Below are 25,433 nucleotides of genomic sequence, written 5' to 3' on the forward strand. Positions count from 1 at the left end.
AATTAATTGTCTGGTATATTCAGTTTTCGGCTTAGAAAATAGGAGTTCAGTTTCCTGATATTCAACAACTTTTGCATGACGTAATACCATCACTTTATGGCACAGTGCTTTCACTATATTGAGATCATGACTAATAAAAATATAACTTAACTGCTCGGTTTGCTGTAATTGTCTCAACAACTTGATCATGGCTTTTTGCGTGGTCCGATCTAAGGCAGAGGTAGGTTCATCCAAAATTAAAAGTTTAGGCTGAACCACCAAAGCTCTAGCTAAGGCCACGCGTTGACGTTGACCGCCTGAAAGTTCATGTGGATAACGATGTTGAAAATCTTCAGCCAATTCAACTTTTACCAATACGGATTCAACTTGCTGCTTTAGCTCTTTATCATTCACAGCTTTTAACTTTAACCCTTCAGCAATAATCTGCCCTACTGTCATACGCGGGTTTAAACTACCAAAAGGGTCTTGGAAAACAAGTTGAAAATCCGATCTCATCAAACGCAAGGCTTTTGGCTGTAACTGATTTAAATCTTGACCTAAAAAAACAATTTGCCCTTTGCTCTGAATAAGCTGAACCAAAGCGAGGGCTAAAGATGACTTACCCGCACCACTTTCACCAACCACCCCAAGTGATTCACCTTGAGCAAGATCAAAACTCAAATTTTCTATGGCGGTGAAATATCCTTGAATGCGATTTAAAATTCCTTTTCTTATCGGAAATTGCACGCTAAGCTGTCGAACTGATAAAACATTCTGTTGAGCAGGTCTAGACTCTACACTTCCAAAATCATGATCTAATAACTGTGCTGTATAAGCTGTTTTAGGATTTGCAAAGATTTGGCTCTGTTCACCTTGCTCTACTACACGCCCACTTTGCAATACAATAAGTTTATCTGCATAGCGATGTACTAAATTGAGGTCATGGCTAATTAAAATAAGTGCCATCCCATATTTGCTTTGCAAAGATTTTAATAGCTCTAAAATCTGTATCTGTAAAACCACATCCAACGCAGTAGTAGGTTCATCAGCAATCAAAATTTTAGGCCGAAGCGCCAATGTCATCGCGATCATGACACGTTGTCTTTGTCCACCAGAAAGCTCATGCGGATAGCGTTTTAAAATTTGCTCTGGTTCAACAATTCCCACATCTTTTAGCAGTTCAACTATTTGCTGTCGAACTTCAATTTTTGAGAAACCTGATAATAGAAGATTTTCCCCTATAATTTTTTCAACCCGATGGAGCGGATTTAACGCAGTAGCAGGCTCCTGAAAAATCATAGCGATTTGTCGACCACGTAAATATGATTGAGTTCTCTCATCTAACTCAAGCATGTTTTGTGAGCCAATCCAGACCTGACCTGTTACTTCTAATTTTTCTTGCAGCAATCCCATTATTGCTAAGCAGCTTATCGATTTACCTGAACCACTTTCGCCCACAATAGCGAGTGTTTCACCTTCACTTAAGTAAAAATTTAAATCTTCCAATAAAACTTTTTGGTCTTTGGTTTGAACCGAAAGATGTTCAACCTTTAATAACGTTGAGGCAGTATTTAAACTATTTTCTTGGGTCAAACGCATCACGGGCCGCCTCCCCAATATAAATTAAAAGTGAAAGAACAATAGCCAGACTAAAAAAGCCTGAAATTGCTAGCCATGGCGCATCTAAATTATTTTTACCTTGTAGCAATAACTCACCTAATGAGGCGGCATCGGGTGGCAGTCCATACCCTAAAAAATCAAGAGCAGTTAAAGCACTAATATTCGTGGTTAGAATAAAAGGTAACTGAGAAAAACTCGAACTGATCGCATTTGGCAAAATATGCCTAAAAATAATAGCACGATCAGTCACTCCCAAAACTTGGGCTGCACGAACATAATCTAGCTGGCGAGCTTTCAAAAACTCTGCTCTAACGATGCCCACCAAAACGGTCCAGCCGAAAAACAACATAATGAAAAATAGCCAATATACATTTGGCACAAACATACTGACTAAAATCATAACCATAAAAAGCATGGGTAAGCCATTCCAGACTTCAATCAATCGTTGTCCCAATAAATCGACCCAGCCACCGTAGTAACCTTGAATGGCACCTACAGTAATTCCAAATAAAGCAGAACAAAAGGTTAAGGCTAAACCAAAAAGCAACGACACTCTTAAGCCATAAAGAATACGGGCAAAAACATCTCTGCCCTGATCATCTGTTCCTAACCAGTTTTGATTGGAAGGTGGTGATGGCACAGGAACAGCCAAGTCTAAATTGGGCGTTTGATATGAAAACTTAACGAGTGGCCAAACTGCCCAACCTTTAGCCTCAATAAGCGCTTGTACGGCGGGGTCTTTATAATCAGCTTCTGTTTCAAACACACCACCAAACGTTGTTTCTGAATATGTTTTAAACACAGGTAAATAGTAAGAATCTTCATACTTCACTAAAAGTGGTTTATCGTTAGCGATCAACTCTGCAGCTAATGACAAAACCAAAATCAGACTAAATAAAATAAAGCTGGCCCAGCCCAATTTATGCTGTCTAAAACGCTGCAATCGTGTCCGCACAATCAAAGACATTATTTGTCCCCTTGTGCGTCAAAGTGAATTCGAGGATCAATCCATTGATACAACACATCACAAATGAGACGTAAAATTAGGCTAAATAAAGTAAAGAAAAATAAGACACCAAAAATAACAGGATAGTCGCGCTGAACAAGGGCTTCAAAGCCCAACAAACCCACCCCATCTAAATGAAAGATAATTTCTACAAACAGATTACCTACAAAGAAAATACCCGCTAACGCTTCTGGCAACCCGGCCAGCACCACTAAAATGGCATTACGAAAGACATGCTTATATAAGACCTGTTGGCTGTTCAACCCTTTTGCGTAGGCTGCCCAAACATAGGGTTTATTGAGTTCTTCTAAAAATGAGTATTTAGTTAAATAGGTTAAACTGGCAAAACCGCCTAATACCATGGTAATCAGTGGTAAAGTCATATGCCATAAATAATCGGTAACTTTGCCCCAAAAACTCAGTTGATGAAAGTTATCTGACACTAAATTTTGTAATGGAAACCATTGAAAATAAGAGCCACCTGCAAAAAAAACAACTAACAAAATGGCAAACACAAAACTTGGTACAGCATACCCCACCACAAGCACTAAAGAAGTGGATCGATCAAACCAAGAGCCCTGCTGCTTTGCCTTTTTAATTCCCAGAGGAATAGAAATGAGGTAAATCAGCAAAGTACTCACCAGCCCAAGTGAAATGGAAACAGGCATTTTTTCCCACAACAATTGCACAACAGGTTTATCTTTAAAGAAACTTTGTCCGAAATCTAAAGTTAAATAGCCTTTTAACATTAAGAAAAGCCGTTCAGGAGCAGAACGATCAAAACCATATTGTGCCTTAATTTGTTCAACCATTTCAGGGCTTAACCCCTGAGCACCTTGATAATAAGTTTCTGCACTTAATGCACGGCCAATTCCCAAATCGCTTTGTGCCTGATGTATTGCTTGCTCAACTGGCCCACCTGGTGCAATTTGCACAACCACAAAATTAATCAATAAAATGACGAATAATGTGGGAATCATTAAAAGAAGTCGCTTGAGAATATATGAACCCATATAACAGGATTTCCTTTATGGCAGGTGCTTTTTATTGTTGATGTAAATATTTGGCAACTTTTTTGGCTTTGTTTGCATCACTCCACCAATACTCTATCCCAGAAGAAAGCACTGGTTTAATTTTAGGTTGCTGATACATATTCCAATAAGCATACCAGTTTTCACCTTTACCATAGGTCGGAATTTGATAATAACCAGCTCTAAGCAATCGATCGAGAATACGAGTATAAATAATCTGTTGTTCACGACCTTTACTTGCAACGAGTTTTGAAATCACTTGATCAATTACTGGATTGCGAATCCCCGCATAATTGTAATTACCATCCTGAGCTGCAGCGATACTTCCCCAAAACTGAGTTTGTTCATTGCCCGGATTGAGAGATTGCGGCAGATTCATCGTAGTCATATCAAAATCGTAACGACGAGTCCTTTCTAAATATTGCGGTGCATCAACTTGACGCAAATTAACAGCAATACCTAACTTTTTTAAGTTACGAATAAAAGGTATGAGTGTTCGTTGCTTACCATCTTGCTGAATCAAAAACTCAAGCTGAACTTTCTTTCCTTCAGGTGTAAATAACTGCCCTTCTTTAACTTTATAGCCAGCCTGTATCAGTAATTGCCGTGCAGTTAATAAATTCTGACGGTTAAATCCACTCGCATCCGACACAGGGTATTTCCAGTTTGTTAAAACACCTTGCTGCATGAGTGGAGATAACTTAGGCAATAACGGCTTTAATAACTCTAATTCAGTTTTTGAAGGTCGACCCGTTGCAGCTAATTCACTATTTCCAAAATAACTTTGTAGACGTTGATATTGACCATAAAACAAAGCTTTATTCTGCCATTCAAAGTCATAGGCATAGGTTAAGGCTTGTCTAAAACGAATATCATTTAAAGGTTTTCGTCGTGTGTTAAACACATAGCTTTCAGTGGCGATAGGATTATGGTGACGAAACTTATATTGAGTAACCAAACCTGTCTTTACGGCTGGAAAACGGTAATCTGTTACCCATTTTTTAGGATTAATCTCTTCATGCAAAGTGTATTGCCCAGATTTAAATCCTTCAAAAGCAATATCCCAATTTCGATAATAGACATATTTTAATCGGTCAAAATTATAACGCCCCTTATTAATAGGCAAATCTTTTGCCCAATAATTTGGATTTCTTTTATAGCTAATGCTTCTACCCGGATCGATTCGTTCAACTACATACGGTCCCGAACCAATAATTGGTTGTAGGGTAATTCGGCTAAAATCTCTTTTTTGCCAATCTGCTTTTGAATAAATGGGTAAGGTTGCCAAAATGAATGGCATTTTAGGGTTGTGCGTAGATTTAAAACTAAACTTTACTTGATGAGCATTTATTACTTCTGTTTTTGCCAAATCGGCAAGATACATTTGCAAACCTAAATTAGACTTAGTCTGATAGGCATCAAAACTAAATTTAACATCCGACGCAGTGACTGGCTGTCCATTACTAAAATGCGCTTTTGGGTTTAAATAGAAAGTAACAGACTGCGTTTTTTCTGGATCATAACTCACTTTTTTTGCCAAAAGCGGATATAAAACCCCGACCTCATCAAGTGATTGAGTCATTAAGGTATCAAAAAGATAATTCACGCCTTCTGTAGGATTCCCCTTCCCATTCATACTATTGAGGTTATCAAAAGTTCCTTGAGCTGCCTGACTTAATAGGCCACCTTTAGGTGCATTAGGGTTTGCATATGGCATAGCCATCATTTCTAAATACTTAGGCTTAGAATGAATCGCTATATATGAAGTGGTTTGCTGTGCAGAAAAAACACTATGGGAAATGACACTGAGCCCGACTAGCAGGCTCAGTTGAAAATTTAATTTATGCATAAATGACTAATTATTTTACAAATTAGGCACTTTAATCACATCACCAATGCGAAGCTGAGTAGAAGGCGTTAAATTATTCAGCTCAGCCAAGAAATTGGTTTCTAAACCATATTTACTAGCAAGGCCAATTAAGGTATCACCACGCTTCACCTTGTATTCCACTACAGTTTTTGGAATCACAATATTCTGACCACGCTGTAAGTTAGCATTTGCTTTTAATGCATTCATTTCAGCCAGTTCACGTACTGAAATACCCGCACGACTCGCAATACTATTTAAAGACTCACCAGACTTAACTGTATATCTTTCAGTGTTTTTACCAGCCGCAACTGCTTTAGTTGAAGACTTAGTATCTGCTTTAGCTGTTTCAACTGTAGGTACATCACCCGTTAGCTTTAAACGCTGCCCTACACGAACGCTACTATTGCGTGAAAGACCATTTAGTGAGGCAAGATAGTCCAATTGTAAGTGGTAACGGTTAGCGATATTACCTAAGCTATCACCAGATTTAACCGTATAAGTTTCTGGTGTTTCTTCTTTGGTATTTTTAGAAGATTTAGTTGGGGCTTCTTCAACTGTACCTGTTAATTTTAAGCGTTGACCAGCACGCAAACCAGCCGTACGAGACAAACCGTTTAGGTCAGCCAAATAGCTTGTTTGTAAATTATATTTACTCGCAATCGCATTTAAACTATCGCCAGACTGTACAACGTATTGTTCAGGAACACTTAAGCCTGCCGGTACTTTTAAAGTTTGACCAAGCTGTACGTGGCTATTTGCTTTTAAGTTATTTAACTCGGCTAACTCAGCTAGGCTAATTTTTGATTTGGTTGCAATACTCGATAAAGTATCGCCACGCTGTACTTTATAGCCTTCTGTTTTATAAGAAACATTTGCTGACGCTTTCTCAGATTTACTAGAAGCCTTAGTTTCAGCAACTTCATCTACAGATATGTCTTGTGTAGGCACATTAATTTTTTGGCCTACCATCAAGTTACTGCCCGCAGTTAACCCCGGAGTTAATTCAGCAAGTTCTTGATTAGACAGTGCATAACGATCTGCAATTAATTTAAGGTATTCACCGCGCTTCACAGTATAGCTTTTAGTCGCGATACGTTTTGCACTTGCCTGCGTTGCTTTTGGCTCGGCTTTAGCACTTGTGCGGCTATTCTTTGGTTCTTTTAACTGGAGTTTTTGCCCAACAAATAAGCCATCAGTTACTGATAAATCATTATATTCGGCTAATTGTTTTACTGATAAGTTAAACTGATTTGCTACACTGCTTAAGCTATCGTTAGTCTGAACCACATATACATCTGGTTTAGCTGTGCTTTTCGAAGTAGTTTGAGTTTCTTGTGGCTTAGCATCATAGAGATAAAGACTCGTTCCAACAAATAGCGTCTTTTCTGGATCAATCTGGTTCCACTTAGCCACATCACGCCAATTCACGCCATTCTTCAGGGCAATAACTGCTAAAGTATCACCCGGTTGAATTGTATAAGTACTACGCTTACCTTTAGGCTGTACAACTACGACATCTGTGTCAGTTTTAATGTAAGGCTTATCTTTATTACGTTGCGCATCTTCAGAATTTGCAACAGTCGCATCTTCAGCTAAAGTTTTTGGATATGCAAAACCTTTACTTACTTCTTTACCTTGTTGCTCTGCAACTGATTGACTTGTTTGAATCGCGGTTAACTTAATTTTACCATCGTAAGGATCAACAATTTCTGTTCCTTGAGGTGCAATAGCTTTTAACTCAGCAACCACTTGATCTTTTTCAGCCTGTGTCGGTTGTGGCTCTAGAACTTGCTGAACTGTTTCTTTCTCACCTTCAGCTCGAACGGCCGCTAAAATCTTTTCACGCTCTGCAGCAGAGATTGGAGGTTCTGTCTTCACTTGCTGAATGTTTGCGGCAGGTGTCACGGCTACAGGAATACGTGGAGCACTTGGTACATCAGCCGAAGCTGCAAACGCAGCTAAAGCGTCAGATCCGCGAGGTGTTGAACCTTTTATTGTGCTAGAGCTACTGGTTGTTTTAGCAGGTGTTGACGGTTTAACGGGTTGAACCTGATTTGCAGGTGTTGTTTTAATTGTCACCGATGTTGAAGCACTTACATCAGGTTTAGATGGTGAAGTCATATTTGCCCACCAACCTGAACCACCGCCAGACTTCATACCTTTTAATTTATTATCAATTGAAGGACTTAAATCCGCCGGAATCAAGATACGCATTGGACTTGCCGGATCTACCATTTCACCACGATATCCCGGGTTCAATGCATAGAGTTCCGAACGGCTTAATCCCGCCACAGAAGCAATTTCATTTAAAGATAAAGGTGCAGATAAAGTCACTTCACGGAAATGGGGTCTATTGGCAATTGGTGGTAAAGAGATACCGTAAGCTTTTGGATTTTTAATAATTTGAGCTACTGCCAAGAAACGTGGAACATAGTTCATGGTTTCTTGAGGTAATTTTAAAGACCAATAATCAGTTGGTAGACCTGCTGCCTGATTTCGGTTAATCGCCTGTTGAATACGCCCAGGACCAGCATTATAGGCCGCTAAAGCGAGCTCCCAAGAACCGAATTGGTTATATAAACTTCCTAAAAACTCATAGGCAGCACGAGTCGACTCAACAACATCTCGACGGCCATCATACATACCTGTTTGCTTTAAGCCATAAATACGTCCAGTACTTGGAATAAACTGCCATAAACCTGCTGCGGCTGCGCTACTTGTTGCAGCTGGGTCATATGAACTTTCAATCACGGGTAATAATGCCAGTTCTGTAGGCAATCCGCGGCGTTCAGCTTCTTTAACTGTATGGTATAAATAACGACTTGCGCGAGCACTTAAACGATCAAGATAAGGTTGACGAGAAATAAACCAACTACGCTGAGCTTCAATACGTGAATCCCAATGATTCAAATCCATTTTGAAACCTACAGACATACGCTTCCAGACATCACCGTGCTTTAAAATAAGCAGACGGTCACCCTCTACAGCTCGCATATCAGTTGCTGAAAGTAAATCTTCCAACGAATCAAGACTACTCGCATCTAAATAACCTGCACCACTGACCTGTTTCGATTTTGAGGTTTTTGCAGTTTGCGGAGTCGATGAACAGCCTGTAGTAATACCCAACGCAGCTAACGCAGAGCTAAGTACGGTAATTTTGAACAATGATGCTGCAGATGGCTGCCACACAAATGTGGTTGGTTTATACATAAAAACTTCCAAACAACTCGCGTAATATTTTTTGGGGTCTACCCACAAACCCTAGGTCTTCGATGCCATTGTAGTAAAGCATGCAAGATAGACAAGGCAATAATTTAATGTCATTTGCATGGAAATGTTACAAGAAATTAAAAAAACCTTGCTTTGATACGATGGAACCGAACTTTTTGCGTATACAATACACCATATTCAGTTCTTTTTCTTTTAGTTTAGGTTTCGATTTATGTCTCAAACAATCACACTGTATGTTGATGGTGCATGTCGTGGCAATCCGGGTTTAGGTGGTTGGGGTGCATATGTCATTACTGAACAGGGTGAACATAAATTATTTGGCGGTGAGCCCGATACAACCAATAACCGTATGGAACTCACTGCTGCCATTGAAGGTGTTTCATTTTGCCCAGCCGATGCACATTTGATTATCTGGACAGATTCAAATTATGTGAAGCAAGGTATTACTGAGTGGATTCATGGCTGGAAAAAGAAAAACTGGAAAGATGTAAAAAATCCTGACCTTTGGCAGAAATTAGATACTGTCTGTGCAGGTAGAAATATTGAGTGGAACTGGATTAAAGGCCATGCAGGACACCCTGGCAATGAAATGGCAGACCAGCTGGCGAATTTAGGTGCAGACAAAACTGCGAAAGAACTCAAGCAACCACAGTCTGCCACTGTATCGCAAGATATAAAAAAGCCTGAACAGGACTGGTTGCTAGATGACCCTTTCGGGTTTGATCTGGCTGACGCAAGTGAAGAAGAAAATATTCATCTTGAAGCATCTGAAGAAGTTGAGATGATTATTGTGGACGAAGAAATTATTGAAGTTGAAACTGCCGAACAAGAAAGTAAGCAGCCAACCAATAACATTCACCCTCAAATCGTTGTGACCGAAGCCAAATTAAAATTACAAGGTCCTCGACAACTGATTCTCGATACGGAAACCACTGGTTTTTATTTCCAAGATGGCGACCGCATTATTGAGGTGGGCGCGATTGAGATGATTAATCGTAAGCTTACGGGTAGCTCGATTCATATTTATATTAACCCACAAAAACCAGTGGGAGATTCAGAAAACATCCACGGTATCAGTGATGATTTCTTAAAAGATAAACCGCTTTATGCAGACATTGCTGACACCTTATTTGACTATCTCAAAGGTGCAGAGATTATTGCCCACAACGCAACCTTCGATATGAACTTCCTTGATATGGAGTTTAAACGCGTAGGGCTTCCTGCACTTTCTGAAGTTTGTGAGGTAACGGATACTTTAGCTTTAGCAAAAAACAAACATCCAGGACAAAAAAACTCCCTTGATGCGCTTGTAAGACGTTATGAAATTCCAGCACGTGACCGTACTTTCCACGGCGCATTACTCGATGCTGAAATTCTTGCTGATGTCTATTTGGCAATGACTGGTGGTCAGGTTTCTTTTGATATAGATGCCCTATCCCAGAGTGAAAATAGCCAGCAAACAACCAATAGAAGCAGAGTTCAAATTGATCTCCCTGTAATTTACCCTTCAGATGAAGAGTTAAATACACATGAGACTTGGGTCAAAGAATATGAAGAAAAACACGGAGAACCTTGCCTTTTTGCAAAATAAATTTTTGATTCTTTAGTGTTTTTAGCTTTCCCCCTTTGTAAGTTAAGTTATATTAGTCACATAGATTTTTAGCTCAAATTAATGAGCACTACGAATATAACAATTGATTTTTTTGCAAAGGGGAACGTTTATGTCTGAGCATACGTCGATTCATTTCGATCCAACAGCTTTACTCATCATTAAACATGAAATTGATCGTTCAATAAAACTAGTCGAAGGTGCTGTAAGTACCTTAATTGAAGAACAAACTCTCCCTTTTGGTATTGATGATGCATTAGAGCAATTTAAGCAATGCACTCAAGTTCTACAATTAATTGATGTTCCTTATCTTGCAAAAATTACTCAATATTCGACTGAGTTGATGCAAAAAATTATTGCGAATCCAACCCAAATTAATACGGATGATGTCGTTGCCCTAAGTGAAGGCACGACCATGGTAAAACGTTATATCGAATTTATCTGTTTACGTGAAATACAAGTCCCACAGTTTCTTCTTACAACCTTAAATAATTTAGAGTTAGCTTTAAATAAACCACTCACTACATCAGGGCAAGCCATTGTTCCTTTACTTGCAAATACTTCGCTTGAACTTCCCTTGCCTGAAATATTGATTAGTGAAAAAACTCAGTTGATCCATCAACTCTACAAGTTATCTCTACATCAATTTTTAAAAAAGAAGGCGTCAACCCAGAATTTTCAAGCCTTTAAACTTATTGCGTCCTATTTGGTCAGCATGGCAAAAAATCAACCAAGCCAACAATATTGGCAGCTCGTCAATTATGCTTTTAACCATATTGATAGCCTATTTTTAAATGATTCGCGCCTACGTGTACTGATCAATATCGAAAGTCATATTGCTTTATTTTTGGCAGCATCCGAAAGTTTTAAACCAAATTTAACAGCATTCGCAGATATTTTAAGTATTGTCATCGCCCAAGAAGATGATATTGCCCACCATATCCGTAAACAACTTCATATTGGTAATGAAACACCGACTGATACTCAATTACACGTTTTAGGTCGCCATCTTTTTGGTCCTGACTTCGACACTATGCATACCGTCAGCCAATTAATCTTGGATGAAATGAATAAGGTGCGCAACGATATTGAATACAATTATCAAAATATGTCACCTGAAAAAGCACAGCAACTACAAGCGAGCCTTTTACAACTGGCTCATACATTTAAACTCCTAAACCTTGATGAAGCCGCATCTGCTCTTTCTCAACAAGCCAGCAGTTTAAGTCAACTTAACATTTTAAGTGACGAAAACTATGCTCAGCAGCTGATGAACAGCATTTTATCTGCCATGAACTCAATTGGTATTTTGGTACGCAATTACACGTCAAATCGTCTACAACTTAGCGTGAATAATACGGCTATTTCTTTAGATCGTCTTGATGAAGCTCATCAGGCTTTGCTTACCGAGACAAAAAATTTAATTGATTTTATCTGTCAGAGTCTTACTTTGTATGCCAATGACCAAACACAAAATATAGAAGCAATAGCAGGTTCATTAAAAGAGTTAGCGGGTGCGGCCGAATTTTTAGGAAGCACGACTCAACAACATGCTTTACTCCAAACTGCCCAATTTGTTCAAGAGCAACTTGAACAAAACCAGCCTTTTAATACAGACCAAATTGACTGTATTTTTAACGTATTAGCAGGCATTGACATGTTAGTTGACAATTTAAAAAATAAACAACCTGTTCTACAATCCATGTTTGATGTAGCATTGACGAGTAGTCAACAACTTCAAAAAAAGGCAGCTTAATGTCTGAATTATCACTTGCTTATATTTTTCATCATCAACAATTACTGGTTGACCAGAATCTCCAACTACCCAAAGTCGAAAAGTTAGCAAGTGATTTACTTTTCACTCATGATGAGCAGGTCATTGCACGTGACTTGCTTGCTGAGGAACCTATTCCCGAAGGCTTACAACTTGTTCCAATTCGCCAGCTTATTACCAGTTGGTCGAAAGAACAGTTTTTGCAAGCGAGTCGTGCTGTTCAATTGCTTGAATGGCGACGTAATCATAAGTTTTGCAGCCACTGTGGACATCCAACAGAAGTTCATCCAACCGAATATGCAATGGTATGCCCTTCTTGTCGCTACCACCAATACCCTCGTGTAAATCCTTGTATTATTACCGTCATTACTCGAGGAGATGATGAAATCTTGCTAGCGAAGTCAGTTCACAATAAAACCAATATGTATGGTTTGATTGCGGGTTTTGTTGAGGTGGGTGAAACCCTTGAAGAGGCAGTACAACGTGAGGCATTTGAAGAAGTCGGCTTAAAACTCAAAAATATTCAATATATGTCAAGTCAGCCTTGGCCATTCCCAAGTAACCTGATGGTTGCATTTCGGGCAGAATATGAGTCGGGTGAAATTAAGCTTCAAGAAGAAGAAATTGCAGATGCACAATTCTTCAAAATTGATCAGTTACCTGAAATTCCATTTAAAGGCAGTATTGCACATGCAATGATTACGCAGATTACTCAAGCGAAGTAATCTGCGCTCTCGAACAGATGTTTTAGAATACTTCATCCAGAAAGTGCAAAATGGTCCGTTTGGTTCGGAAATAATGACTTACAAAACTCGATAAACTAGCCAAAATTGTAATATGACCTGTTTTAGGAATCACAGCGATATGGCTATGATTCCCGCTTTGTCTGAGTGCTTGATCAAGATCAAAGGTATTTTCTTTTTTTACAAGCTGATCATTTTCAGCCATGAGCAGATAATGCTTAATATTATTTTGATTTACAAAATAATATGGCATCACTTCTTTATAAGAAATGCTTTGATCAAAAGCGTCTTCGGCAAGCGGGTCACCTTTATAATCAAAATGATAAGGACCTGCCAAACCGAAAATCGCTTTAATATTACCTAAACACTGAATTGTATTTGGCTTTGGGTGATAAACAGCAGACATGACATTAAATGCCCCTGCCGAATGCCCCATAAGTACAATATTTTCTGTAGAAATTTCTAATTTTTCTTGGTTGTGATGTAAATAATTCAATGCTTGAGTTAGGTCATCAACAAAACTTGGAAAAATGTTTTTAGGTGCTAATTGATAGTTAATAACTGCGACGTCATAGCCTTCTTTAGCAAATGTTTCGCCAATAAAAAGATAATCTCGCTTATTACCATGCTGCCAAGCACCGCCATGTACAAAAACGATGAGCGGCTGATGTGCTAGTTTTTTAACAGATCGGTAAATATCCAAACGATGACGTGGCTTTAAACCATAACGTACATTAGCAACCTGTTGAAATCCATCTTTAGGCGTAAAACGATTTAAAGCAAAACTCCCCAAATCATAAAGGCGGAACTCTTTATAAAGAGTTCGCGCCTGTTCAATTTTGCTTTGTAGTTGTTCAATCAGATTCATATATTACTGTGCATTCGAAGCTGGATCTGTTTGGTCAGGATCAATTGCAACAGGAGTTTGAACTGTTGGTTGAGCAATGACGTTATTAATCATCGGTGTAGTTGTTGCACTTGCATTACTTGTTGCTGGTGCAGATGCTAAATCAACGTTATCAATTAAAGTCACAATTTTAGTGACGTTACCTACTTTTTGCAGCACGTCATTCAAATCATTAATTTCTGCCGTGTTCAAGCGACCCATTACATAAAGTACGCCATCTTCAGTATGTACCAGAACTTTACTATCAGAAACTACCGGTGCCTTCATTAAAAGTGCACGCGTATTTGCAGTTACTGAAGCATCTTGCATAATCGTGTTATAGCTAACCTTATTACCCACTGTAATGTAGTTATGAACAGCTTTCACGTCACTCATAGCCTTAACATTATCTTCTGCCAATTGTTTCAAGTATGGGTCTGGTACTTGTCCTGTTAATAAAACAGTACTGTGGAAGCTTTCAATATTAATACGTGACTGCTTAAAGCGATGGTCAAGTTTATAAAGGTTGATATTTGCTGTACGTTTAATTGAAGAGTCAATGAACACTTGGCCCAGACTGCGGACACCGCTATCTGTTCCGACTGGAGCTGTGCCTGTTCCACCAGAAATAAAACTTGCGCAACCCGATAAACTTGCGACACAAAGCATTGTTACAGCAATACGGTTTAACACTCCACCAGACTCCTATCAATCTTTTCTTGGCTTGATCATAAAGCATCAGACTTAAATTTGCTCAAAAGAGTAATGAACTCTTAATCCAAAGTAAATGCATTTTCGATCCATTGCAGATCATAATGGAATTTTGAAAAGTCTTGCTGTACTGTTTTTGCAATTTTCTGTGGAAAATCAAAACAAATCACATCAAAACGACAATAAAAATCCTGATAAGATGGGTAGCGCTGTAAAAAACGCATCGCAGTTTTGATAATTTTCTTCTGCTTTGTTCTTGTTACCATTTCACAAGCCTGTCCATAACTTCCTATAGTACGTGCCTTTACCTCAACAAAAACTAGTTCTTGCCCTCTTTTAACAATCAAATCTACTTCACCACGGCGTGAATGGTAATTGCTGGTCACCCACACATAGTTTTGCTTTTGTAACAGGTTTAAAGCCGTTTGCTCTGCCCATTTACCCAACTGCTGCGCTAACAACATTTTTATTTTCCCCAAATTAAAAGTAGCACCACATATTTTTATGCTTAAATTATTTCGCTAAATTCATCTGAAATTTCTGATTTAAATTGAACAAATGAAAATCAGATCATCTAGAAAAGCAAAGCTTGGCAGACATTGTTCACGCCCAAAACATAATTTCGGGTAAACTACCCGATTAAAATTGTTTATCTGTACGGAGTAAAACCAAATGAGTGCTCAGTTATTCGTTGTAGCCACCCCAATTGGGCACTTAGATGATATGACTTTCCGTGCAATTGATATTTTAAAATCAGTTTCTATTGTAGCTGCAGAAGATACGCGTCAATCAGCCCAACTATTTAAGCACTATAATATATCGACTCAACTTACTGCATGTCATGATCACAACGAAAGCAATAAAATTGAGCAGTTAGTTCAAAGATTACTTGCGGGCGACAATGTTGCTTTAATTAGTGATGCAGGTACGCCGCTTATTAGTGACCCTGGTTTTAAATTAGTTCGTGCTGCTCAAGAACATGGCATTAGAGTTGTACCTGTGCCTGGTGCATGTGCGGCAATTGCTGCTTTAAGTGCAGTAGGTTTACCAAGTGACCGTTTTAGTTTTGAAGGCTTTTTACCGTCAAAAGCATCTCAACGTATTTCTCAATTAGAAAAACTCAAAAATGAGACTCAGACTTTAATTTTCTATGAAGCACCACATCGTATTTTAGAATGTGTAAAAAATATGGCAGAGGTATTTGGTGAAAATCGCCCAGTTGGTTTCGCCCGTGAAATTACCAAAACTTTTGAAACTATCAAAAAAATGACTTTAAAAGATTTGGTCAGTTTTATTGAAAACGACCATAACCAAGAAAAAGGCGAAATTGTTCTTGTAGTTGGCGGTGCACCAGAAAAAACAGATCTGGAACAAGAAAAACTGGATGAGCTTTTAAAGCGCTTGCTTCAAGATTTATCGGTTAAAGCAGCCTCTCAACTTGCTGCCGATTTAACAGGAGTTAAGAAAAAAGTCGCTTATCAACGTGCGCTTGAGTTAACCCAATCTTAAACTTATCTCAATATCTGTTTTGCTGACTGGACAATCGTCTCAGTCAGTGCATCAAGTTGCTTGGACTGCCTTTTCCAATGATGCCAATATAGAGAAATATCAAGTTGAGCCTCAGGCATAATATCAACAAGTGTTCCATTTTCGAGTAGTGGTTGAACTTGCAACTCGGGCGCCATGCCATAGCCTAAACCTAATTGAATTGCTTTGACGAAAGCATCTGTAGCAGGAACAAAGCTATAGGGATAACTTTGTAAAGGTAAACCATAATATTTCAGCAATACCTCAGAATGCATGAGATCTTTATGGTTAAAAATTACAGCTGGTGCATTTCTTAAAGTTTCTCGAGTAACGCCATCTTTAAACCAATCAGCAGCAAATTCAGCTGAAGCTAACATTTTATAATGCATCTTCCCTAATGATTGAGCTAAACAACCTGACATGACCTGTTCTTCTGCCGAAATACAGGCATTAACTTGTCCTGTTTCTAATAAAGTATGCGTATGAGATTGATCATCAATTTTTAGTTCTAATACGATTTTTTCTTTAAAAAGCGTCTGCTGAATACATGGTAAAAGCCAAGTGGCTAATGAGTCTGCATTGGATGCCAAAGCAATTTTATAAAATTCAGATTCGGAAGATTTCCCCATTAAACCTTGTAATAAATTTTGCTCCATCAGTCTGGTATGACGTAAGTGTTGCAATAAAGTTTGTCCTGCTTGAGTGAGTACACATGGGCGCCCACGTATGATTAGAATTTGTCCTAAATATTTTTCTAAAGCTTGTACACGTAACGAAACTGCCGAAGGCGTAATATATAAATGCTCACCCGCTGCATCAAAGCTCCCTACCTCTGCTACTGCAAGAAAGGCTTCACATTGCTTGCTATCTAACATATCAAACCTAAATTATTTTTAGCCAAACCTAAATATTCTTAATTTTACTTATTTCTTAAGAAAAAGTCAGATAATTCCCACATCTGATTTTTCCATCTTATTGTTATGTTCTCTCTTAGTATATTTTTTAAAGGTTTCGGTATTGGTAGCGGGCTTATTGTCGCCATTGGAGCTCAAAATGCTTTTGTCCTCAAACAAGGACTTAAACAGCAATATGTATTTTGGCTATGTTTAATTTGTGCCTTGTCTGACTCGATTTTAATCGCTTTGGGTGTATTAGGTTTTGCTGAAATCATGACTGCATCACCAATTTTAATTACAGTCGCTAAATATTTAGGGGCAACGTTTTTATTCGTCTACGGTGCGAAAGCATTCTATGCCGCATTTAAGACTAACCAAAGCATGGAACTTGATAGCAGTCAAAAACAAACATTAACTCAAGCACTAGTGACCTGTCTCGCCTTTACTTGGCTTAACCCACATGTCTATTTGGATACCATTGTTCTGATTGGTTCAGTTGCAACCCAACTAGAAGACAAAATTAGTTTTGCTTTGGGCAGCATTGTTGCCTCTTGGATTTTCTTTTTCAGTTTAGGTTATGGCGCAAGATTATTAAAACCATTATTTATCAATCCTAAAGCATGGAAAATCTTAGATTTCATTATTGGTTGTATTATGTGGAGTATTGCAATATCGCTTCTCATCTAATGCATTCAAACAGTAAAAAGTACCATGTCTGAATAGTACTTTTTATGCGCTCAAAATTATGCTTGAGAACCCAACACCAGTTTTGACTGTCTTCTTTCTTGCTGAGACTGTTTTATGACAGCATAACCAGAAGACACACCCAAGTAAGCAATTACAAAGGCAACAAATAAATCTGGAAATACACTCCCTGTTCCAAATACGCCAACGGCTGCTAAAATCACAGCAATATTGGCAATAGAATCATTTCTACTACAGAGCCAAACTGAACGCATATTGGCATCTCCATCACGAAATGCATAAAGCATAAGCGCAACTGAAACGTTAGCAATTAAGGCTATTACGCCAATTGCCCCCATAACCATTGGTTCCGGTGGAACTCCATAGAAATACGACCAGACCACTTTCGCAATAACAAAAACACCGAAAGCCGCCATCGTTATTCCTTTAAGTAATGCAGCTGTTGCACGCCAATATAAACTCATCGAAAGAACAACTAAAGATAATGCATAGTTTGCTGCATCTCCGGCAAAATCTAATGCATCGGCCCAAAGTGAAACAGACTGGGCTTTATAACCTCCCAAGATTTCAACCACGAACATTAAGGCATTAATCACAAGCGCAATCCATAACGCTTTTCTAAAACGTGGACTCACTTTCTTGGTAGGAGAGCATGTTGAAGCACAACCACATCCAGCCATTTTATTTCCTCAAAAACTCTTTTATAGTAATTAAAAACCCTCGAGTAACTCCAGAGTCAAGCCTTATGAGTCTTTCTATTGGTCAATTATCAAAAAAAGCGGATATTCCAATTGATACGATCCGTTATTACGAAAAAGTAGGTGTGCTGAACCGTATTCAGCGCTCAGAAAATAATTATCGTATTTACACCGATCAAACACTTACAGACCTTTTATTTATTAAGCATTGCCGTGAATTAGATATTTCACTGAGTGATATTAAAACGTTAAAAGAAATGAAAGCTCGGCCCAAACAGGCTTGTACGGAAGTTGATAATTTGGTGAATAAATACTTGATTGAAGTATCTGAAAAAATCGAACGATTATTACTTTTAAAAGAATCTTTAATTGATTTAAAACAGCACTGTTCTACCAATCGAACAGTAGATGAGTGCGGGATTTTGAAAGAACTTCAAAACTTACCTTAAAAATAAAAAAAGCATCACTCTTGTGATGCTTTTTAGAATTAATGGTCGCTATGCTCATCTGGAGGAACTTCGGTAATTCTCCCCCCTCGAGCTAGAAATGCGGCAACTTCATCTTCCAACGCTTGGCGCTGTTTTTGTTTAGCAGTGACAGTCAGCGTTTCTGCCTCCGCAATGTCAGTATCATTAATACTGCTTGCTTCTTCATCCGCTGCACCGCTTTCGGCCGCTTTCGCTTCATCCTCATCTACAGCAGAATCTTCTGCATCTTCATAATCATTGATATCTGACATTTCACACTCCCCACAATGACTTTTATTGCATCATCGCTATGGTCCCAAGACCTCAGAAATTTAGCAATCTCTTTGCATTTAGCAAAGAGCCAAAATGGTCAAATCCGTAGTTTTTTTGACCGAATTGGTAATGATATATAAATGATTGTTTAAAAAATATCTACTGATATTTTTTTAGACCAGTAGAGCATAAACTTCGTAATTATTTTAACGACTATACTGGGTGTTTTGTAAAGCCCCTAAACCATTTGCTTGTTGCATAAAACGCTCTTTTAGGAACGAAATTTGTTCAACTTGCTTGAGTCCCACATTTCGAGCCCAGATAAATGGAAATAGCTCACTACTTTCCAGCCAGCCAATTGTCGACATGCTATGCATCATTGCATCATTTTGGCCTTTCCGGCGATGCTCATAACGCAACAATGTCTGTTCATTTGCCCATACACCACGTGCCAAGTCATGTAGTAGTGCATCACAGAGTACAGCTGCATCTAAACAACCAATATTTACGCCTTGTCCAGCAAGTGGATGGATAACATGTGCTGCATCCCCAATTAAAGCTAAACCAGCTTTCACATACTGTTTTGCAGCGCGCGCTTTGAGCGGGAATTGGGCTCTTGAACGTACATCTAATACTTCACCCAGCATATGTTGGCTTTCACGAGTTAAAAGCTGCATAAACTCATGATCGGTTAAAGCAGAATATTCATCGGCATAATCATCAGGTAGTGTCCAGACAATAGATTGCCAGTATCCATTCTCACTTTCTTCAAGGCTAGCCATCGGCAAATATGCTAAAGGCCCTGTAGGTAAGAAAATTTGGCGAGCAACATAATTGTGGGGTCTAGATGTTTTAATGGCACAACTAATTGCTGCTTGCTTGTAATCTAAGACATCTAGATCAATAAAAGCCTGTTCTCGTACAAATGAATTAGCGCCATCAGCACCAATAAGCAACTTAGTTTTAAGTGTAGTGCCATCTGCTAATTGAATATGCCAACAACCAACACCCTGCTCAATACGAGTCACACGAACCTGAGTGCGATAATCTGTTAGTTGCTCAAGCATTTTTTGTTGAATAGCAACATTCAATACACTTGGCTCAACCATAGAACCTAAGGACTGTTCTGGCAGTGGTCTATGTATGGACTCATGGCCAAAATTAATTTCACCGTAGCCATTCAAATTCCATACTTGCATGCCTGTATAAGGCATTTGACGTGCCAGATCACTCCAAACATTGACTGTTTTAAGTAAATGAATGGTCGCTTGGCTGAGGGCTAAAACACGCGGGTTCATCACACTTAGTGTTTTTTCAACATCCAGCACAGGAGCAGCATCAAGCACCGTAGGCTGTACACCACCTTGGGCAAGTAATAAAGCTGTTAAACCACCAACCAGTCCACCACCAACAATGACAACATCTAATATTTCACTCATGCTTTTAGCCCCATTGCATAGTTCGCTACCAGTGGCTTAACACCTGGAATAACATCAAATGCAATTAATCCCGTATTACGAATTAATTTTAATAATGGATTTTGGTTACTAAAACCACGAACAACGGTGTCACAGAATTTTATCACTCGTTGTTGGTCTGACAAACGAGCTTGTTCATAGGCAAGTAAATTATCAGGGTTACCAATATCATCAGATGCGCTTAGCTGGTTCACTAAATAACGTACCAAAACATCCGCATCACGTAGGCATAGGTTAAAGCCCTGTCCTGCAACAGGATGGATGGTATGCGCTGCATTACCCATTAAAATAACGCGTCCAACCGCTTGTTTATGTGCAAGTACTTGCGAAAGTGGATAACTAAAACGTTTGCCGGTTTTTTCAAATTTACCCGCTCGGTCACCGTAAGTTTGTTGTAAAGCACTTAAGAAGTGCTGATCATTTTCATCGCCTAACCACTCATCTTCAGTGCCTTTTTTTACAGGCCATACAACAGAACGGCGATACTCACCCGGTAAAGGTAATAAAGCTAAAGGCCCTAATGCGCTAAAACGCTCAAAACCTACTTGTTCATGAGGTTTTGAAGTCTGAACCGTAGTGACAATTGCAACCTGATCATAGTCATGAACATCAACACCAACGCCGATGGCCTGACGACAGAAAGAGTCACGTCCATCGGCGGCGATTAATAGTTTTGACTCAAGTTTTAAAACTTCATCACCACGCTTGGCCTCAATATGTACTTGCTCAGCATCTTGACTTAAAGCAGTCACTTGAACACCATCAATCAGCTCAATCAAAGGTTGCTGACGTACTTGAGTCAATAAAACACGACCCAGCCAAGCATTTTCAATCACCTGTCCAAAGCTTTCGACTTTTTCTTGTTCTGCAATTAAGCGAGCCTTACCAAAACTACCTTGTTCAGTAATGTGAACTTGTAAAATTGGAGTCGCATGTTGCTGTAAGGCATCCCATAACCCCAGCTTTTGGTAAATCTGGACACTACGACGCGATAAAGCCGTATTACGCGCATCAAAACTAGAATGATAAGGAGCAACATTTTGATCATCATAGTTTGGGTATTTCACAGCCTCTAACAGCTTTACTGCAATATTAGCCTTCGCCAGCATGAGTGAAAGGCTAAGTCCAACCATTCCCCCACCTACAATAATCACTTGTTGTTGCATCGAGTTGTGCTCCTTTGGCGAATACGTTTAATTATGATTTAGCTTGCGCCATTAAATGTTCAATATCTGCAATATTTTTAACTACATCAGCAGTTAAAACTCGTGGACCTTTCGATGTTGCGACTACATCATCTTCAATACGAATACCAATGCCACGCCATTTTTGATCTACAGTTTCATCGTCTGGTGCGATGTATAAGCCTGGTTCAACGGTAACGACCATACCTTCTTCATATTGACGCCAGTCTTCACCTTTTTTGTAAGACCCGACATCATGTACATCCATACCCAACCAATGGCCTGTACCATGCATATAAAATTGACGATATGCTTCGGTTTCGATGAGTTCGTTAACATCCCCGTTGAGCAGACCTAAATCCACTAAGCCTTCGGTTAAAATTTTAACTGCTACTTCATGAGGCTCACGGTATGAATTACCAATACGTACTGCATCAATGGCCGCATATTGAGAGGCCAAGACAACTTCATATAATGCTTTTTGCTCAGCACTAAACTTACCATTTACCGGAAAAGTACGGGTAATATCTGACGCATAGAATTCATATTCACATGCAGCATCAATTAAGACCAAATCACCATCTTTGAGTGGTTGGTTATTTTCAACATAATGCAAAATACAAGCATTGGCGCCGCCACCGACAATACTGTTATAAGACGGGACACAGCCATTTTGCCCAAAAATATAATTGAGTTCGGCTTCAAGTGCATATTCCATCATACCTGGACGCACCATTTGCATCGCACGGGTATGTGCCTTGGCACTAATTTTTGAAGCAGTTTGCATCAGCTCAAGTTCTTGTGGTGACTTGATTAAACGCATTTCATCAACAATACGGTCAAGCTGAATCAGTTGAGCCGGAGCACCTTGATGTCGATGCTCTGCATCTGCTTTTTTAATCCACTGGCTTACCCGTGCATCAAATGCAGCATTTTGCCCAATCCGATAATAAAGGCGTTCTTTATTTAATAACTTTTCAATAATTTCTTCATCAAGCAGATCAATTGCATAGGCTTCATCTGCATCATAGTCTTCGATTGCACCGTCAATTCCGGCACGGTAACCATTCCAGATTTCCATCTCGCGGTTACGTTCACGGCAGAAAAGACTATAACTATAGTCAGTTACATCCTCAAAGGTTTCAATAACTGCAACTGCCTCAGGCTCAGCAAAACCCGTCAAATAGAAAAAACTACTATCAGCACGGAATTTATAATCCGCATCACGATTACGATACATCTCCTCACGCGTTGCAATAATTGCAATACTATTAGGACCCATTTTTTCTGCCAGACGGTCTCTACGATGTTGAAAATCAGCTTGAGGCAATTTCATAATGATCTACTTGATTTAGAATTTTAAAGTCAAAAAATAAAATACAACCAATAACACATCGCCTCAATTAGCTTGGGCGATGTGGTGTGAACATTTCTACAATATTCTGATCTGTACCTAGAGCAGCAGTTTTACTTTTTGCATGAAAGTTTTTCAATAAAGAACTTTCAGCTACAGTGATTTTTTTTCTGCCAATAGACAAGCTTACAGGGATTAAGCGTACAAATTCATACAATTCTTCGTAACTGCTTTCGCCTTCCTCATCATTGTCAGAATCTTCAAATTCGACTGCTGCAACATCTTGAAGGTGTTCAATGAGTTCACGTTCATCACCACGAACATGACCAGATGCTAAACCAAAACCTAATACAACACCCGCACACCAATCAGATAATGCTTGTACACGCTCTTGAAGTAGATGTTCATCGTCTGGAAGCATTGGTAGATAATCCAATTCGTCTTCCGATAAGGCATGAACCACATCTTCTGCTTCGTCAGTTAAAAGCGCTAAAGCATCTTCACTTAACTCTGGCACATTAAGGGTTGTTAAAATTTGTGACCATTCTTCACGCGTAGGCGCTTCTGTCACACAAACAATACCTGTTAACAAACCATGTAACTCACTAGGGCTTGAAATTTCTTCAATTCCTTCAAAATGAGCGTTCCAATCTGTCCAGCCTGAAATATCGTCTTGCATTCGTTTATCCAATCTCTATACTTTGTATATATTACCTTTGATTGCAATTCTGTGCGACCTCGTTATGTTAGAACAATTACAGCGGCTACAAGCGCATATTAGCGTTTTAAAAACACGCTTACATCATTTAGAGAGTGAACATGCGGCCCTCTCGGAAGCTAAAGAACTGGCTGAAACAGAGCATCACGCACAAGTTGTGCAAAAAAATAGTATTATCACTAAAAAACAAGAGGAAATTGAGTCGGTAACTGAACAACTTTCTCAGTTAAAAGGCCAATTTCAACAATTGAATCAAGATGCTAACACACTTGCAGAACGTTATAGCCGATTAGAAAAAAGTACGACTGATTTAAAAAATCGTTTTCAAGAAATTCTTGCAGAACGAAATGAATTACGTGTTGCAAAAGAAAAGTTACAAGCCCACCAGCGCCAAACCCAGCAAGAGCTGCATGATTTACAACAAGATCGTGATCGTTTGTTACAAAAAAATGAACTTGCCAAAGCCAAAGTTGAAGCCATTATTCAACGTCTAGGAATTTTAGGTACAGCTCAAGATCAACATGCGCAAGAAATCCAGCAGCTTGCCCATCCTAATGCTGAAACTGGTGAGGAGACCCAATCATGAGTGAACAAGTCATGGTAGAGCTTAGGCTGATTGAGCAGACTTTTAGACTCGCGACTACCGCAGATAAAAAAGATGAACTTGAACGTGCAGCACAGCTTCTCAATGAGAAGTTTAATGAAATGCGCCGTAGTGCACCACGTGTTGAGCACAATAAATTGGTCATTATGGTCGCTTTACAGTTAACTCAAGAAGTACTGAGCCTTAATAAAACTTTGCAGGAATACACTCACTGTGAACGCCTATTACAAACAATTTTAGAAGATGTGGAACAAGCTATTTAACAAGTTTTTATGACCATAAAAATGCCTTGCTCTATAATTTATAGATGCAAGGTTTTTTTAATTTAGGCTCCCCACTGCGGTGGACTATTGTTTTATCCACATTCAATGTACAAAGCTTCATCAAACGCAAACTAAGTTTACAGTTCCATAGACTCAAGTCATTGCCAACAGGGTCAGATCAGTTATACTTAAGCTATCTCTGGGATGTTCGCCAGCGGGTCTATTCCCCTGCCGATACTTAAACTTATGGATTGTGTTCTGTATATTTAGAGTGTATGCCTACCTTCGAGTAGGAAACCCAGCAAGTATACGTCGCGTCCACCTTGAACTCATCGGGTTCAGGGTAACGACACATGCAGCGGCATCTTCGGAGCATTTATTTTCAATTAAATAATAAAATTCCAAACATTTATTTTAATTAGCCATTCAATACAAACCTGACGGTACAAAACGTTTCTCAATCATTTAATAAACATGATTCTAGAGATAGATTATTGCTCAGATTCACAATTACTTTTCTTTTTTAGTTAAGCACTCTTCATACCAACCAGTTTGAAAATCTTCTATCGCTTTTCTTTTAAAGAAACCGGTTTTAAATACCTTGGCAGAATAAGCAGAATTAATTAAATCTTGATAAAGTTGTTTTGCCTTTGGATCTTCAAGGCCATTCGCGATTTTCTGCAAATCATCAGATGGGACTTTTTGTTGACGCGCTTCCATGACAGTATAAGCAACCTTTTTCACTACATTGCAAATTTGTGGATCACTTATCGTTTCATCTGCATAACAACCAAAAGCCAAAAAAC

The 25,433-nt window shown here is 38.9% G+C and carries 24 protein-coding genes and 1 other RNA gene; 9 read left to right on the plus strand and 16 right to left on the minus strand.

Annotated features, from left to right (window positions below; genetic code table 11):
• From HUN22_RS04930 to HUN22_RS04950, 5 genes are all read right to left on the minus strand, one after another.
• Window positions 1-1,581, minus strand: a 1,581-nt coding sequence (locus tag HUN22_RS04930; RefSeq protein WP_174726740.1) for an ABC transporter ATP-binding protein, incomplete at its 3' end; no start/stop codon positions are given.
• A complete protein-coding gene (locus HUN22_RS04935) occupies window positions 1,556-2,566 on the minus strand; it encodes an ABC transporter permease (protein ID WP_174726741.1) in 1,011 nt (336 codons plus the stop codon). The genes HUN22_RS04935 and HUN22_RS04930, both read right to left, overlap by 26 nt.
• On the minus strand, window positions 2,566-3,618 hold the full coding sequence (locus tag HUN22_RS04940; RefSeq protein ID WP_174726742.1) for a microcin C ABC transporter permease YejB: 1,053 nt from the start codon (window positions 3,616-3,618) through the stop codon (window positions 2,566-2,568). The genes HUN22_RS04935 and HUN22_RS04940 overlap by 1 nt, the downstream gene beginning before the upstream one ends.
• Before the next feature lie 31 nt (window positions 3,619-3,649).
• Entirely contained in the window at window positions 3,650-5,485 is a 1,836-nt protein-coding gene (locus HUN22_RS04945) for an extracellular solute-binding protein (protein ID WP_174726743.1), read from the minus strand.
• Window positions 5,486-5,500: 15 nt separating this feature from the next.
• Complete coding sequence (locus HUN22_RS04950; RefSeq protein ID WP_174726744.1) at window positions 5,501-8,716, minus strand: LysM peptidoglycan-binding domain-containing protein; 3,216 nt, start codon at window positions 8,714-8,716, stop codon at window positions 5,501-5,503.
• Window positions 8,717-8,948: 232 nt separating this feature from the next.
• On the opposite strand from HUN22_RS04950, the gene dnaQ reads away from it, so the two are divergent.
• The 3 genes from dnaQ to nudC all read left to right on the plus strand — a co-directional run bounded on the left by dnaQ (window position 8,949) and on the right by nudC (window position 12,845).
• A complete protein-coding gene (gene dnaQ, locus HUN22_RS04955; RefSeq protein ID WP_174726745.1) occupies window positions 8,949-10,328 on the plus strand; it encodes a DNA polymerase III subunit epsilon in 1,380 nt (459 codons plus the stop codon).
• A gap of 130 nt (window positions 10,329-10,458) precedes the next feature.
• Window positions 10,459-12,102 carry a chemotaxis protein gene (locus tag HUN22_RS04960; protein WP_174726746.1) on the plus strand — a complete coding sequence of 548 codons (1,644 nt, stop codon included), beginning with the start codon at window positions 10,459-10,461 and terminating at the stop codon, window positions 12,100-12,102.
• Window positions 12,102-12,845, plus strand: a complete 744-nt coding sequence (gene nudC / locus HUN22_RS04965) for an NAD(+) diphosphatase (RefSeq protein WP_174726747.1) — start codon at window positions 12,102-12,104, stop codon at window positions 12,843-12,845. Before HUN22_RS04960 ends, nudC begins: the two co-directional genes overlap by 1 nt.
• A 22-nt stretch (window positions 12,846-12,867) precedes the next feature.
• On the opposite strand, the gene HUN22_RS04970 is transcribed toward nudC, so the two are convergent.
• The 3 genes from HUN22_RS04970 to HUN22_RS04980 all read right to left on the minus strand — a co-directional run bounded on the left by HUN22_RS04970 (window position 12,868) and on the right by HUN22_RS04980 (window position 14,924).
• Complete coding sequence (locus HUN22_RS04970; protein WP_174726748.1) at window positions 12,868-13,731, minus strand: alpha/beta hydrolase; 864 nt, start codon at window positions 13,729-13,731, stop codon at window positions 12,868-12,870.
• Window positions 13,732-13,734: 3 nt separating this feature from the next.
• A complete protein-coding gene (locus tag HUN22_RS04975; RefSeq protein WP_174726749.1) occupies window positions 13,735-14,442 on the minus strand; it encodes a BON domain-containing protein in 708 nt (235 codons plus the stop codon).
• 80 nt (window positions 14,443-14,522) lie between these two features.
• The gene (locus tag HUN22_RS04980; protein WP_174726750.1) at window positions 14,523-14,924 is read right to left on the minus strand and encodes a YraN family protein; all 402 of its coding nucleotides are present in this window, start codon (window positions 14,922-14,924) and stop codon (window positions 14,523-14,525) included.
• 208 nt (window positions 14,925-15,132) lie between these two features.
• On the opposite strand from HUN22_RS04980, the gene rsmI reads away from it, so the two are divergent.
• A complete protein-coding gene (gene rsmI / locus HUN22_RS04985) occupies window positions 15,133-15,969 on the plus strand; it encodes a 16S rRNA (cytidine(1402)-2'-O)-methyltransferase (protein WP_174726751.1) in 837 nt (278 codons plus the stop codon).
• A 2-nt stretch (window positions 15,970-15,971) separates the two neighbouring features.
• Here rsmI and HUN22_RS04990 read toward each other — a convergent pair whose 3' ends face one another.
• Window positions 15,972-16,862: a LysR family transcriptional regulator ArgP gene (locus tag HUN22_RS04990; RefSeq protein WP_174726752.1), complete on the minus strand. Its 891-nt coding sequence runs from the start codon at window positions 16,860-16,862 to the stop codon at window positions 15,972-15,974.
• Between the two features lie 105 nt (window positions 16,863-16,967).
• Here HUN22_RS04990 and HUN22_RS04995 point away from each other — a divergent pair, with 105 nt between their 5' ends.
• Complete coding sequence (locus tag HUN22_RS04995; RefSeq protein ID WP_174726753.1) at window positions 16,968-17,570, plus strand: LysE/ArgO family amino acid transporter; 603 nt, start codon at window positions 16,968-16,970, stop codon at window positions 17,568-17,570.
• Window positions 17,571-17,626: 56 nt separating this feature from the next.
• On the opposite strand, the gene HUN22_RS05000 is transcribed toward HUN22_RS04995, so the two are convergent.
• Window positions 17,627-18,268: a cation transporter gene (locus HUN22_RS05000; protein ID WP_174726754.1), complete on the minus strand. Its 642-nt coding sequence runs from the start codon at window positions 18,266-18,268 to the stop codon at window positions 17,627-17,629.
• Window positions 18,269-18,333: 65 nt separating this feature from the next.
• Here HUN22_RS05000 and HUN22_RS05005 point away from each other — a divergent pair, with 65 nt between their 5' ends.
• Window positions 18,334-18,735, plus strand: coding sequence for a MerR family transcriptional regulator (locus HUN22_RS05005; RefSeq protein ID WP_174726755.1), 402 nt, complete (start codon window positions 18,334-18,336; stop codon window positions 18,733-18,735).
• A 38-nt stretch (window positions 18,736-18,773) separates the two neighbouring features.
• Here HUN22_RS05005 and HUN22_RS05010 read toward each other — a convergent pair whose 3' ends face one another.
• The 5 genes from HUN22_RS05010 to HUN22_RS05030 all read right to left on the minus strand — a co-directional run bounded on the left by HUN22_RS05010 (window position 18,774) and on the right by HUN22_RS05030 (window position 23,721).
• Window positions 18,774-19,025, minus strand: a complete 252-nt coding sequence (locus tag HUN22_RS05010) for a hypothetical protein (protein WP_002117665.1) — start codon at window positions 19,023-19,025, stop codon at window positions 18,774-18,776.
• A gap of 207 nt (window positions 19,026-19,232) precedes the next feature.
• On the minus strand, window positions 19,233-20,465 hold the full coding sequence (locus tag HUN22_RS05015) for an FAD-dependent monooxygenase (protein ID WP_174726756.1): 1,233 nt from the start codon (window positions 20,463-20,465) through the stop codon (window positions 19,233-19,235).
• Window positions 20,462-21,670, minus strand: coding sequence for a 2-octaprenyl-6-methoxyphenyl hydroxylase (ubiH, locus tag HUN22_RS05020; RefSeq protein ID WP_174726757.1), 1,209 nt, complete (start codon window positions 21,668-21,670; stop codon window positions 20,462-20,464). Before ubiH ends, HUN22_RS05015 begins: the two co-directional genes overlap by 4 nt.
• Window positions 21,671-21,701: 31 nt before the next feature.
• Window positions 21,702-23,024, minus strand: a complete 1,323-nt coding sequence (gene pepP / locus HUN22_RS05025) for a Xaa-Pro aminopeptidase (protein WP_174726758.1) — start codon at window positions 23,022-23,024, stop codon at window positions 21,702-21,704.
• A gap of 67 nt (window positions 23,025-23,091) precedes the next feature.
• Window positions 23,092-23,721: a UPF0149 family protein gene (locus HUN22_RS05030; protein WP_005802891.1), complete on the minus strand. Its 630-nt coding sequence runs from the start codon at window positions 23,719-23,721 to the stop codon at window positions 23,092-23,094.
• A 64-nt stretch (window positions 23,722-23,785) separates the two neighbouring features.
• On the opposite strand from HUN22_RS05030, the gene HUN22_RS05035 reads away from it, so the two are divergent.
• The 3 genes from HUN22_RS05035 (at window position 23,786) to ssrS (ending at window position 25,005) form a co-directional block, all read left to right on the plus strand.
• Window positions 23,786-24,346: a hypothetical protein gene (locus HUN22_RS05035; RefSeq protein WP_174726759.1), complete on the plus strand. Its 561-nt coding sequence runs from the start codon at window positions 23,786-23,788 to the stop codon at window positions 24,344-24,346.
• Complete coding sequence (locus HUN22_RS05040; protein WP_174726760.1) at window positions 24,343-24,627, plus strand: cell division protein ZapA; 285 nt, start codon at window positions 24,343-24,345, stop codon at window positions 24,625-24,627. Before HUN22_RS05035 ends, HUN22_RS05040 begins: the two co-directional genes overlap by 4 nt.
• 193 nt (window positions 24,628-24,820) lie before the next feature.
• A non-coding RNA gene (gene ssrS, locus HUN22_RS05045) (6S RNA) lies at window positions 24,821-25,005 on the plus strand.
• A 132-nt stretch (window positions 25,006-25,137) separates the two neighbouring features.
• Here the strand turns inward: ssrS and HUN22_RS05050 are convergent.
• The coding region (locus HUN22_RS05050; RefSeq protein WP_254617526.1) for a hypothetical protein at window positions 25,138-25,433 on the minus strand (296 nt) is incomplete at its 5' end.

The organism is Acinetobacter lactucae, from assembly GCF_013344765.1.
GTDB classification, from domain to species: Bacteria; Pseudomonadota; Gammaproteobacteria; order Pseudomonadales; family Moraxellaceae; genus Acinetobacter; species Acinetobacter lactucae_A.